Annotated in this window: 11 protein-coding genes; 6 read left to right on the top strand and 5 right to left on the bottom strand. The window is 72.8% G+C overall.

The window, feature by feature from the left end; translation table 11 throughout:
- Positions 1 to 375: siderophore-interacting protein (locus P1P70_RS30635; RefSeq protein WP_319243525.1), on the bottom strand; the 375-nt coding region annotated here is incomplete at its 3' end.
- 79 nt (positions 376 to 454) lie between these two features.
- Between P1P70_RS30635 and P1P70_RS30630 the strand changes: the two genes are divergently transcribed.
- The 4 genes from P1P70_RS30630 (at position 455) to P1P70_RS30615 (ending at position 6409) form a co-directional block, all read left to right on the top strand.
- Entirely contained in the window at positions 455 to 2773 is a 2319-nt protein-coding gene (locus P1P70_RS30630) for a penicillin acylase family protein (protein ID WP_319243517.1), read from the top strand.
- Between the two features lie 70 nt (positions 2774 to 2843).
- A complete protein-coding gene (locus P1P70_RS30625) occupies positions 2844 to 3407 on the top strand; it encodes a GNAT family N-acetyltransferase (protein WP_319243514.1) in 564 nt (187 codons plus the stop codon).
- A gap of 28 nt (positions 3408 to 3435) precedes the next feature.
- Positions 3436 to 4002 carry a cupin domain-containing protein gene (locus P1P70_RS30620; protein WP_319243512.1) on the top strand — a complete coding sequence of 189 codons (567 nt, stop codon included), beginning with the start codon at positions 3436 to 3438 and terminating at the stop codon, positions 4000 to 4002.
- Between the two features lie 259 nt (positions 4003 to 4261).
- Positions 4262 to 6409 (top strand): copper resistance CopC/CopD family protein, encoded by a 2148-nt coding sequence (locus tag P1P70_RS30615; RefSeq protein WP_413471582.1) that lies wholly within the window; start codon positions 4262 to 4264, stop codon positions 6407 to 6409.
- Between the two features lie 36 nt (positions 6410 to 6445).
- Here P1P70_RS30615 and P1P70_RS30610 read toward each other — a convergent pair whose 3' ends face one another.
- Both P1P70_RS30610 and P1P70_RS30605 read right to left on the bottom strand, forming a co-directional pair.
- Complete coding sequence (locus tag P1P70_RS30610; RefSeq protein WP_319243510.1) at positions 6446 to 7396, bottom strand: DUF72 domain-containing protein; 951 nt, start codon at positions 7394 to 7396, stop codon at positions 6446 to 6448.
- A gap of 48 nt (positions 7397 to 7444) precedes the next feature.
- Entirely contained in the window at positions 7445 to 8422 is a 978-nt protein-coding gene (locus P1P70_RS30605) for a TauD/TfdA dioxygenase family protein (RefSeq protein WP_413471581.1), read from the bottom strand.
- Positions 8423 to 8668: 246 nt separating this feature from the next.
- Between P1P70_RS30605 and P1P70_RS30600 the strand changes: the two genes are divergently transcribed.
- Together P1P70_RS30600 and P1P70_RS30595 are read left to right on the top strand one after the other, a co-directional pair.
- Positions 8669 to 9595 (top strand): NAD(P)-dependent oxidoreductase, encoded by a 927-nt coding sequence (locus tag P1P70_RS30600; RefSeq protein WP_319243508.1) that lies wholly within the window; start codon positions 8669 to 8671, stop codon positions 9593 to 9595.
- Positions 9561 to 10094, top strand: a complete 534-nt coding sequence (locus P1P70_RS30595; RefSeq protein WP_319243507.1) for a pyridoxamine 5'-phosphate oxidase family protein — start codon at positions 9561 to 9563, stop codon at positions 10092 to 10094. The genes P1P70_RS30600 and P1P70_RS30595 overlap by 35 nt, the downstream gene beginning before the upstream one ends.
- Positions 10095 to 10184: 90 nt before the next feature.
- Here P1P70_RS30595 and P1P70_RS30590 read toward each other — a convergent pair whose 3' ends face one another.
- Both P1P70_RS30590 and P1P70_RS30585 read right to left on the bottom strand, forming a co-directional pair.
- Positions 10185 to 11426, bottom strand: coding sequence for a cation:proton antiporter (locus tag P1P70_RS30590; RefSeq protein WP_319243519.1), 1242 nt, complete (start codon positions 11424 to 11426; stop codon positions 10185 to 10187).
- Between the two features lie 105 nt (positions 11427 to 11531).
- On the bottom strand, positions 11532 to 12017 hold the full coding sequence (locus tag P1P70_RS30585) for a cation:proton antiporter regulatory subunit (RefSeq protein ID WP_319243506.1): 486 nt from the start codon (positions 12015 to 12017) through the stop codon (positions 11532 to 11534).
- Positions 12018 to 12155: the final 138 nt, after the last annotated feature.

Raw genomic sequence — 12155 nt, 5'->3', positions numbered from 1 at the left:
GTGGGAGGGGGCCGGGTCGGGGTCGGTGAAGGCGGTGCCCTGGACCGTGGCCTCGATGGTGTCACCCGGCTTCGCGGCGCGGGCCCAGTCGCTGGCGTGACCGTCGTGGAGGGCGAACTCCAGGCTGAAGGTGCCGGAGGCCGGGTCGGGGTCCACGAGTGTGTACGCCCGCTGGTGCGGTTTGCCGGCGGCGTCGAACCAGAGGCGGACCCACATCGTCGGGTGGACGCCGGTCGCCGCGAGCATGCCGCCGTCGGTGAGGTGGATCCGGCGGTAGTGCTCGGTGACTTGTTCCGCACCGGTCACCGTGAGGACGAAGTCCTTCCCGCGGAGCAGTTTCAGGACCGCCCCCTCCCAACCGTGCCCCTGCCCCATGGCTTCTGCACCCTTCACGTACGCTTTGATCACAGATTGCTTAGGTGAGGCTAACCTAAATAACAGGCGGGATGTAGAGATGCGGGACATCAGCGGTGCGCGGGGACCTGCTCGGGGGAGCGATTCAAGCCATGCGGCGTACGGGATCTTCCGCGACGCCTGGGGCATTCCGCACCTGCGCGCCGCCGACGCCCGTGCCCTCGCCCACGCCCAGGGGCGGGTCACGGCCCTCGACCGGGCCTGGCAGCTGGAGGTCGAACGGCATCGCGTCCAGGGCACCTCGGCTTCCTTCCTCGGCGTGGACTCCCTCGGCTGGGACCGGTTCGCCAGACGGGCCCGCCTGGAGGACACGGCCCGAAGATGCTTCGCCCGGCTGGAGCGTACGGACCCGGAGAGCGCCGACTGGGTCCGCGCGTACGCGGAGGGCGTGAACGACGGACTCGTCGAGGGCGGCCGGCGCGCACCCGAGTTCGCTCGTGTCGGGCTCGTGCCCGGGCGCTGGGAGCCGTGGCACCCGCTCGGGGTCTGGATCGCCACGCACATCCTGTTCGCCGGGTTCCCCGCCAAGCTCTGGCGGGAGGAGGCCGTACGGCATCTCGGTGCCGACGCGATCGGGCTCTTCGCCACCGACGGGCCCGCCACCTCCGGCAGCAACGGGTGGCTCGTCGACGGGTCCCGGACGGCCACCGGACAGGCCGTCATCGCCGGTGATCCGCACCGGTTCATCGAGGAGCCCGGTGTCTACCAGCAGATCCACCTCTCCTGCCCCGAGTTCGACGTCGTCGGCCTCGCCGTCCCCGGTATGCCCGGCATCGCCCACTTCGGTCACACCGGCGACGTGGCCTGGGCCATCACCAACGCCATGGCCGATTACCAGGATCTGTACCGGGAGCGGCTGCGGTACAGGGGTGACCACGGCAGTGACCACGGGGACGGGGACGGCGACGCGGGCGGCTACGGGCCCGGGGAGGGCGGAGGTGTCGTCGAGGCGCTGGACCCCGATGGGGTGTGGCGGGCCGTGCACCGGCATGTGGAGGTCATCGAGGTCGCGGGCGGGGAGCCCGCCGAGGTGGAGGTGATCGAGACCGCTCGGGGGCCGGTCGTCATCGGGGGCATCGACACCGACCATGCTGCCGGTGGCTCCGACCCGGTCGGTGCCCTCAGTCTCCGGTATCCGCCGCGGGTCACCGAGGACCTCGGGATCGGGGCGCTGCTGCCGCTCCTCCGGGCCCGGGAGGTCGCCGATGTGGACCGGGCGTTCGACCAGTGGGCCGAGCCGGTGAACGTCGTACAGGCCGCGGACAGGCGGGGTGGGGTGCTGCACCGGGTGGCGGGCCGGGTTCCGGTGCGGAGCCGGGACAACCGGACGCGGGTCGTCGCGGCCTGGGAGCCGGGGCACGAGTGGGAGGGGTGGCACGAGACGCGGTACGGCACGTTCGAGGACGGTGTCGCGGTGATGGCCAACCAGCGTGGCCCGGCGACCCCGTTGGGCGTCGAGTTCGCCCCGCCGCACCGCGCGGCACGCATTCGCGCGATGCTGGACGGGAAGCGGGTGTGGTCCGCCGCGGACATGCCCACGATCCACATGGACACCCATCTGGCCTCCGCCGGACCCCTGTTGGAGCTCGTGGCGGCCGTCACCCCCACCGATGCCCGCGCGGTCGCGCTTCGTGAGCGGCTGCTGAGGTGGGATCGGCGGATGGACGCCGACAGTGTCGACGCGGCGGAGTACGCGGCGTTGCGAGGAGCCGTCGTACGGCGGCTCGCCACGGAGCCCGCCTTCGCGGCGCTCGCGGTGCCGCCGACGTACCCCGAGGTCTTTCGCCCGTGGCTGTCGCTCACGGTGCGGATCGGGTTCGCGCTCGAACACCTGCTCAGGGCCGAGGAGTTGTACGGGATCGACCGGGTCGCCCTCGTGCGGGAGGCGCTGGAGGAGGTCGCCGGTCTCGACGCGGGGCGCTGGGGCGACAGCCACACGCTCGTGCCGTGGCGTGCGCTTCCGGACGACGGCACGGACGAGGGGCTTGGTGGGGGCGCGGGCGAGCGTGCTGGTGAGGGGGCGGAAGGGCGTCCGCACGTCGCAACCGAGCCGGGGCTCGCCGGTGATCACGACTGTGTGCTGTGCACCTCCACGGTCCCAGGCATCACCCACCTCAGCGCACGCGGGCCCGCTGCCCGGTACGTCTGGGATCTGGCCCGGCGCGAGGACAGCCTCTGGGTGGTGCCGTTCGGGGCGTCCGGCATCGGCGGTTCGCCGCACCACCGCGATCAACTGCCCTTGTGGCTCAGGGGAGATCTCGTACCGGTCGTCACCGACTGGGATCAGCTCACCGAGGACGACATCGACACCGACACCGACATCGACCGCAGCAGCGAGGAGAAGCGCCATGACCGTTGAGTCTTCTGATGGGTCTTCTGATGAGTCTTCTGAGTCGTACGCCGATCGTGCGGCCGTTCACGAGCAGGTGATGGACGGGTTCGGGACCGTGCGGATCCTGCCGCTCGACGCCGGGGCCGATGCCGCGGTCGTGCACGGCTGGGTGCGGGAACCGAGGGCCGCGTTCTGGGGCATGAACGGGCTCACGGAGGAGCAGGTGCGGGAGATCTACGAGGGTCTTGCGGCCTTCGACACGCACCACGCCTACCTCGCACTGCGCGACGGAGCGCCCGTCGGACTGCTGCAGACGTACGAGCCGGAGGCCGACCGGGTCGGCGAGTGCTACGACGTCGAGCCCGGGGACATAGGCGTCCACGTGCTGCTGGCCCCCGCCGGGGCCGCAGGAGCGCAGCCGGGGTGGTCGTCCCTGGTGCTGGCGGCCTTCACGTCCTACGTCTTCCTCGGGCTGGACCGGCGGCGGGTCGTCGTCGATCCGGACGAGCGGAACGAGAAGGCGATCGCGCGGTTCGCCCGGCAGGGGTTCGAGGCCGGGCCGGTCGTCGTGCTGCCGGAGATCGATCTGCCGGAGGTGTACCTGCCCGAGAAGCGGGCCCGGTTGGCGTTCCTGCGGCGGGAGGCCGTGTTCGGTCAGTAGTTCGGGTGGTGGGCGTAGCCTCGGGCGGATGACTCCCGAAGACCTCATAGCGCACTACGAGTTGGAGCCCATACCGCGCGAGGGCGGACGTTTCCGTCAGACGTGGGCCGGGCCCGAGCGGGGCGACGGGCGGCCCGAGGGGACCGCGATCGTCGCCCTGCTCACCACCGAACCCGGCGACTACTCCGCCCTGCACCGGCTGCCCGGCGACGAGATCTGGCACTTCCACCTCGGTGATCCGCTCCGGATGCTGCTGCTCTCCCCGGACGGATCCTCGCGGATCGTCGTCCTCGGGCCGGACGTGCTCGACGGGCAGCACGTGCAGTACGTCGTGCCCGCGGGGACCTGGATGGGGGCGCGGGTTCTGGGCGGCGGTGCTGGCGGTGCCGGCGGGCGTGAGGGCGGGGCTGCCGGTGGTGAGGGCGGTGCCGGCGGTGGTGAGGGCGGTGCCGGCGGTGGTGGGGGCTGGACCTTGTTCGGGTGCACGATGGCGCCGGGGTTCACCTTCGAGGGGTACGAGCACGGGGACGCCGCGGAGCTGGCTCGGCTGTACCCGGACCGGGCCGCGGAGATAGGGGAGCTGGGGCGGGCGTAGGGACGGCGGCCGTCCGCCCGGGGCGGGACGTGGCCCGGGGGCGGAGCGGCGGGTGCGGATCGCGTTGAACGCGGCGTTCGTGGTGTGCGTACCTGTTCGAGGAGTTCGAGAGCCGGCGACCGTGGATCCGGAGCACTACGTGGAGCGTGGCAGGTACAGCGACCCAGTCGACGACAGGGCCGGGGGTAGGGGTAGGGCCAGAGGCTGGGACCGGGTCCGGGACCGGAGATGGGGCCAGGCCCGCGGCGAGGACAGAGGCGTGAGCCCACTTGACGGAACCGACGGGACCACCGGCGGATCCGGAGGCCGGGTCGCCGGACGTGCCGGAGTGTGGGGCGGTCGGCGGGCGCGAGGGGTTCAGCGCCTGGTGCTGCTGGGCACCGTGTTGGTCCTGTTCCTCCTCGGCGGGGCGGGTACCGCGTCCGCGCACGCCGCTCTCAAGGGCAGCGATCCCGTCGACGGAAGCGTCCTCGACGCCGCTCCCCGGGACGTAACCCTCCGCTTCACCGAGTCGGTGAGCCTCCTGGAGGACTCCATCCGCGTCGTCGACCCGGAGAACCGGGCGGTGGACACGGGCAAGCCGGGGCGCGCGGGCGGCCGGGCCGACACGGCTCGGGTCACCCTCCCCACCGGCCTCGGCGACGGCACGTACACGATCGCCTGGCGGGTGATCTCGGCCGACAGCCACCCCATCTCGGGTGCCCTGATCTTCTCCGTCGGCGAGCCCTCCGCGACCGCCGCGGTCCTCCCGGACGACCTCGCGGAGGACCCCCTCACCGCCTCCCTCTACGACATCACCCGCTACTTCGCGTACGGCGCCCTCGCCCTGCTCATCGGCGTGGCCTTCTTCCTGGCGGTCGTGCTCGGCGGGCCCAGCGAGGTGCTGCGCAAGCTGCTGCTGGCCGCCTGGCTGGCCCTGCTGCTGGCGTCGGCGGCCCTGTTGCTGCTCCGTGGACCGTACGAGCGGGGCAGTGGGATCGGGGCCGCCCTCGACCTCTCCGTCCTGCGCGACACGCTGGTCAGCCGGCCGGGGCTCGCGCTGCTGGCCCGGCTGGGTCTGCTCGCGGCGGCCGCCGTCCTCCTCGTACGCGTACGCCGCCAGGGGGAGCGGCAGGAGTGGGGGAAGGGCGCGCTCGTCTGCGGGGCGCTGCTCTCCCTCGGTCTCGCCGGGACCTGGGCGGCCGCGGAGCACGCCTCCGCCGGTATCCAGGTGCCGGTCGCGATGACCTCCTCCGTGCTGCACCTGCTCGCCATGGCGGTCTGGCTGGGCGGGCTGACCGCGCTGCTGACCGTCCTGTACCGGGCGCCGAGGACCCTGACGGCCACCGTGGTCGACCGGTTCTCGCGGCTCGCGTTCGCGTCGGTGGTCGTCCTCGTCGTCACCGGCGTCTACCAGTCCTGGCGCGGCCTCGGCTCCTGGTCCGCCTTCACCTCCACGGCGTACGGGGAGGTCCTCGTCGCCAAGCTGGTCGCGGTGCTGCTCCTGCTCGTGGCAGCGGCGTTCTCGCGGCGCTGGACGGGCCGGTTGGGGGCGACGGAGCCCGCCGGGCGGGGCGCGGCGGGCGAGTCGAACGCGGAGGAGAGTGAGCGGGCGGGTGCGGCAGGGCCGGCGGCTGTGGCGGTCTCGGCGGCGGTGACGGCGGCGGTGACGGTGACGGCGGCGCGGGTGCCTGAGCGGGTGTCCGAGCGGGTGCCCGAGCGGGTGGGCGCCGCAGAGGGAGCCGCAGACAGAGATGTAGAGGGAGCCGTAGAGGGAGCTGACGCAGCCGAGGCTTCCGGTCGAGCCGCCGAGGCAACCGACGCTTCCGGCCACGCCGCCGACCCGCCCAACTCCCTCGACTCCTCTGCCTCTTCTGCCTCCTCTGCCTCCTCCGGCCCCTCCGACCCACCCACTTCCGAGGACTCCCCCGGCGATCTGTCCCGCCAGGGGCTCAGGCGATCCGTGCTGGCGGAGTTCACCGTCGCGGTCGTCGTGCTGGTGATCACCACCGTGTTGACGGGGACCCTGCCGGGCCGGGCGGCGGCGGAGATCGCCGACGAGAGCGCGGGTCAGGCGGCGGGCGGGGTCACGGCCTCCTCGTCGACGGTTCCCTTCGACGTCGGCACCCCGAACGGTCAGGGCAAGGTCCAGATCGACCTCGGCCCGGGGCGTGTGGGCAAGAACTCCGTACAGGCCGTGGTCTTCGGCCCCGACGACGGCATCGCCACGGTCCCGGAACTGCGTCTCACCTTCACGCTGAAGTCCCAGAAGATCGGCCCGATCGACGCGAAGCTCACCGACCGTGGCGGCTACTGGGCCACCGACACCCTCCAACTCCCCCTGCCCGGCAAGTGGACGATGAAGCTCACGGTCCGCACGACGGACATCGACCAGGTCACGGTGGAGAAGGCGGTACGCGTGAGCTAGCCCGGCGGCTGTGCCGCCCGGTCGATGCGGCGGGGTTCACCTCGTGTCGAGCACCCGTCGCATCGTCTCCGCCGCCCTCACGGCCGCGTCGGCGCAGCAGTTGTTGAAGAGGACGTGCAGCTCGTCGACCTGTTCGGCGGCCTCCCGCAACCGTGGCGCCCACGCGGCGAGTTCGGGCTCCGAGTACGCGTACCGGAATCGGTCCTCCTTGCTGCCGGTGCCCCAGGCAGGGCTGCGGCCGTGGAACCGTACGACGGCGAGCTCCGGGGAGGTGACGGGGACGAGGGGCGGCAGGGAGGACTCCAGGCCCTGGGCCATGTCGACGCCCACGGCGACGAAGCCCAGCCGGGCCAGTAACGCCGCCGTACGGTCGGCCTGTTCGCCCCGCCACCACGCCGGGTGGCGGAACTCGACCGAGACGGGCCAGCCGGCCGTACGCTCCGCACACTCCTCCAGCATCCTCTCCGGCGTCCCCTTCGGCCCATGTCCGTCCGGCCTGCCCGCCCCGTCCGCCCCGTCGGGCCTGTCCGCCCTGTCCGCCGCCTCCGTCCGCTGTCCCGGCGCGAACCACGGGGGGAACTGGAACAGCACCGCGCCCAGCCGGCCCGCCGTCCGCAACGGCTCGATGGCGTGGGCGAATCGCTCCCAGACCCGGTCCAGCACGGCGGCGGGGGCCCCGCGGCGCAGGTCGGGCCGCAGGGAATCCCTCAGGTCCGGGGGGAGGGCCGCCGGGCGGGTCGGGTGGCCGGTGAGGAGGGAGAACGCCTTGACGTCGAAGCGGAACGCGGGCGGTGTCTGCTCGGCCCACAGAAGACTGTTGCGGCGACTGGGCAGGGCGTAGTAACCGGAATCCACCTCTACGACCGGGAACTGCTCGGCGTAGTAACGGAGTCGGGGCTCGGGGTCGCGATGACCGCGTGGGTACCACCCGCTGGCCAGCAGCGCGCGATCGGTCCAGGAGCAGGTTCCGACGAGTACATCACCCATGCGGTGCCGGTTACCCGAAGAGGCTCCTGACCACGCACCGGCCGACGCTCACTCGCTCCGGTCGTGCAGAGGCGCTCCGCAGAGGGACTCGGACGGGGTGCCGTCCACGCCGACCGGTGGATCCCCGGCCACCATGACCCGGTGCATGATGCGCGGGAAGTCCAGGTGGGCGGTGTCGTTGGGGGCGAGGTGGACGGTGGCGCGGTTGTCCCAGAGCGCCACCGACCCCGGTTCCCAGCGGAAGCGGACCGTGTACTCGGGGCGGGTGATCTGCTCGACGAACAGCTCCAGGAGGAGTCGGCTCTCGGCCCGGGTGACGTCGACGATGTTCTCGACGTAGTACGGGTTGACGTACAGGATCCGTTCGCCGGTCTCGGGGTGGACGCGGACGACCGGGTGGACGGAAGCGACCTGGTGGTCCTGGAGGTGGCGGAGGTAGGGGTCCGGGCCGGAACGGGCGAGGTAGCCGACACCGAGACGGTGCTCGGCGCGCAGCCCGTCGGCGAACCGGCGCACCGGCTCGGACAGGCCCGCGTAGGCCGTCGACAGGTTCGCCCAGGTGGTGTCGCCGCCGCACGGGGGCACGCGCTCGGCGCGGAGCAGGGTCAGGGCGGGCGGGTCGATGCGCGCGGTGTGGTCGGCGTGCCAGCCCCGGAGGGTCGAGTGGCGGCGGCGCTCCAGCCATTCGGCCTGGTCCATGCCGTGTTTGCGGCCCAGTTCCTGACGGTCGGCGGTCGTCTCGATCTCGGGGTGCTCGGCGGGGGAGACCGAGCCCCGCGACCGGAGCCGGATCGGCTCCCCGAAGCGGCGCGCGAACGCGATCTGCGCGGCATGGTCCAGCCGCTGCCCCCGGAAGAACACGACCTTCCAGCGGAGCAGCGCCGCGCGGATGCCGGCGACCGTCGCGTCGTCGAGCGGACCGGCGAGATCGACGCCGTGGATGTCGGCGCCGATGTACCCGGAGGCCGGACGTACGTCCAGACCGCCCGCGCGCCCGTTCGAGGACCTGTTCGTGTCGATGCTCACGTGGCCCGGTCTTCCCACGCCACCGCCCGCGCATGCGGTCCGGCCCGGACGTGGCCTGATCCCCCGTCGGAGTGCCGCCCTCGCCCGGGAACACCCCGGCCTGACGCCCGACCGTCACCAGGCCCGGCTCGGCGGTCTCGTCCCCGCGTTTCGTGAAGTGACTCCCCGTCCGGTGTCGTAGCGCGCTCGGCCCCACCCCGAGCTGCGAAGATGCCAACGCACTGCACGCGGCAGGAAGTTGACGTCATGGCTGACAAGCTCACCGTAAGTGTCCTGGGTACCGGCATCATGGGCGCCGCGATGGCCCGCAACCTGGTCCGCGCCGGCCACACCGTACGGGTGTGGAACCGCACCCGGCAGAAGGCCGAGCCGCTCGCCGCCGACGGCGCGCAGGTCGCCGGAACCCCGGCGGAGGCCGTGCGGGGCGCCGATGTGGTGCTCACGGTGCTCTACGACGGGGCCGCGGCCCGGGACGTGATGCGTGAGGCGGGGCCCGCGCTGAGCCCCGGCACGGTCTGGGTCCAGTCCACGACCGCAGGGGTGGAGGCCGTCGCCGAACTGGCCGCGCTGGCAGGCGACCACGGGCTGGTCTTCTACGACGCCCCGGTCCTCGGCACACGGCAGCCGGCGGAGGCGGGGCAGTTGACGGTGCTGGCGGCGGGGCCGGTCGCGGGACGGGAGACGGCGACCCCGGTGTTCGAGGCCGTCGGCGCACGTACGGTCTGGACCGGCGAGGACGGTGCGGCGGGCACCGCGACCCGGCTCAAACTGGTGGCCAACAGCTGGGTGCTGGCCGCCACCAACGCGGCCGGAGAGGTCCTGGCCCTGTCCAAGGCCCTCGACGTCGACCCGCGGTCCTTCTTCGAGATCATCGAGGGCGGCCCGCTCGACATGGGCTATCTGCGTGCCAAGTCCGCGCTCATCCTCGACGGCGGACTGTCCCCGGCCTCCTTCGCGGTTTCCACCGCCGCCAAGGACGCCCGCCTGATCGTCGAGGCCGGGCAGCGGTACGGGGTACGCCTCGACGTGGCCGCCGCCGGCGCCGACCGCCTGGCCCGCGCCGCCGCCCAGGGGCACGCGGACGAGGACATGGCCGCCGCGTACTTCGCCAGCTTCGAGGAGGGAACGGGCCAGGCCGATGGAGAGGGGACAAGCGCGGGTGGACGTGGGTGACGTGGCCGCCCCCGGCGGCGGGGATCCCGCGGGCCGCGGTGCCCTGCCCGCCGCCGTGCGCGACCGTCTGGCCGTGGAGCGGAACGTATGGCTCTGCACCGTACGGCCGGACGGGTCGCCGCATGTGACGCCGGTGTGGTTCGTGTTCCTGCGGGGCAGCTGGTGGATCGGCGCGGACAGGGGCTCGGTCAAGGTCCGGAACATCGAGAGGCGCGCACGGGTGTCCCTGGCCCTGGAGGACGGCCGCTGCCCCGTGGTGGCGGAGGGAACGGCCACGGTGCACCACGGTCCGTTCCCGCCGGACGAAGAGGACGACAGGGGTGACACGGACGAGACGGATGACAGGGGCGACACGGATGTCGCGGACATCGCGGGCGTCACGGAGGCCTTCGCCACGAAGTACGGCTGGGACGTCACCGCCCCACACCGGCAGGGCGACACCCGGGTCCTGCTGGAAGTACCCGTACGACGCTGGCTGCTGGCCGGCAGGGCTCAGTGAGCGCCCGGCCGGCCGCCCGTCCGTACGCCGCCCCTGACGCTGATGCCGTGACTTTGCTCCTGCCGACCCTGCCGCGCCCCCGCCGCCCTCTCAGGCCCGATCGGCCGCGCTCTGCTCGTCCAACGCCTCGTGTGCTCCCGCCGAAGGCGCCGGCGAGGGGCCTCCCCCTCCCGGGCCGGTCGGCGTCGGCCCGCGCAGTCGGCCGGTCACCCACATCGCCACCGGCTCCGTCCACCGGGCGGTCAGCGGGCCGACGATCACCAGGATGAGGACGTACGCCGTGGCCAGCGGGCCGAGGGACGGTTCGATGCCGGCGGTGACGGCGAGCCCGGCGATGACGATGGAGAACTCGCCGCGCGCGACGAGCGTGCCGCCCGCCCGCCAGCGCCCCTTGGCGGAGATACCGGCCCGACGCGCGGCCCAGTACCCGGTGGCGACCTTCGTCAGCGCGGTGACGACGGCGAGGGCGAGCGCGGGCACCAGCACCGGCGGAATGCTGGCGGGGTCGGTGTGCAGCCCGAAGAAGACGAAGAACACGGCGGCGAACAGGTCCCGGAGCGGCGCCAGCAGACTGTGCGCCCCCTCGGCCACCTCACCCGACAACGCGATGCCGACGAGGAACGCGCCCACCGCCGCCGACACCTGCAACTGCTGCGCGAGCCCGGCGACGAGGAGCGTCAGGCCGAGGACGACGAGCAGCAGCTTCTCCGGGTCGTCGCTGGAGACGAACCGGGAGATGTGCCGCCCGTAGCGCACGGCCACCAGCAGCACGACCCCGGCGGTACCGAGCGCGATGGCCAGCGTCGCGCTGCCCGCCGCGAGACCGGCCCCGGCCAGGAGCGCGGTGAGGATCGGCAGGTAGACGGCCATGGAGAGGTCTTCGAGGACCAGGATGCTGAGGATGACGGGGGTTTCGCGGTTGCCGAGCCGTCCGAGGTCGCCGAGGACCTTGGCGATGACGCCGGAGGAGGAGATCCAGGTGACGCCGGCGAGGACGACGGCGGCGACGGGCCCCCAGCCGAGGAGGAGTGCCATGGCGGCGCCGGGCAGGGCGTTGAGGGCGGCGTCGACGAGTCCGGCGGGGTACTGGGTCTTGAGGTTGGAGACGAGGTCGCTGGCGGTGTATTCCAGGCCGAGCATGAGCAGCAGCAGGATCACGCCGATCTCGGCGCCGATCGCCACGAACTCCTCGCTCGTCCCGAGCGGCAGCAACCCGCCCTCCCCGAAGGCGAGTCCGGCCAGCAGGTACAGCGGGATCGGCGAGAGCCGGAACCGCCCGGCGAACCGCCCCAGCAGCCCCAACCCGAGGATGATCGCACCGAACTCGACCAGGAAGACGGCGGAGGAGTGCGTCGCGGACGACTCGGCGAGGAACCGTCCGAAGGACTCTTCGACGGAGTGCTGGGCCGCAACTTGAGCGGAGACGTGCACGACCGCTCACTCCCGCCCGAGTATCGCGGCGGCGGTGTCCACACCCTCCCGGGTGCCGATCACGATGAGCGTGTCCCCGCCGGCCAGCCGGAAGTCCGGCGTGGGTGACGGAATCGCCTCGGCCCGCCGCAGGACGGCCACGATCGACGCGCCCGTCTCCGTCCGCATACGGGTGTCGCCCAGGACGCGCCCGTTCCAGTGCGACGTCGACGCCAGCTCGATCCGCTCCGCGACGAGCCCCAACTCCGTGGTGGACAACAGGTTCGCGCTGTGGTGGTCCGGCGCCAGCGCGTCGACGAGGGCGGTCGCCTCACCCGACGTGAGCCGTACCGACAGCGCGCACGCGTCCGGATCGTCCTGCCGGTACGCGCTCAACGTCCGCGCACCGTCCCGATGTGCGACCACCGAGATCCGCCGCTGCTCCCTGGTCGTGAGGTCGTAGCGGACCCCGATCCCGGGCAACGGCGTACTGCTGAGGCGCGGAGCACCCACGGCTGGCCTCCTGTCTGATTCGGATATGTCATCGGGCAACCGTCGGTGCCACCCTAACGAGACCCTGCAAACCGGCCTCCGACCGCCAGGTCGGCCCCCGATGGAACAATCCCCCTTCAACCCCGGGACCGGCCCACC

The organism is Streptomyces sp. MB09-02B, from assembly GCF_033794485.1.
GTDB lineage: Bacteria > Actinomycetota > Actinomycetes > Streptomycetales > Streptomycetaceae > Streptomyces.
Note: the sequence above shows the minus strand (reverse complement) of the source record. Positions and strands in the feature narration are given on the sequence as shown.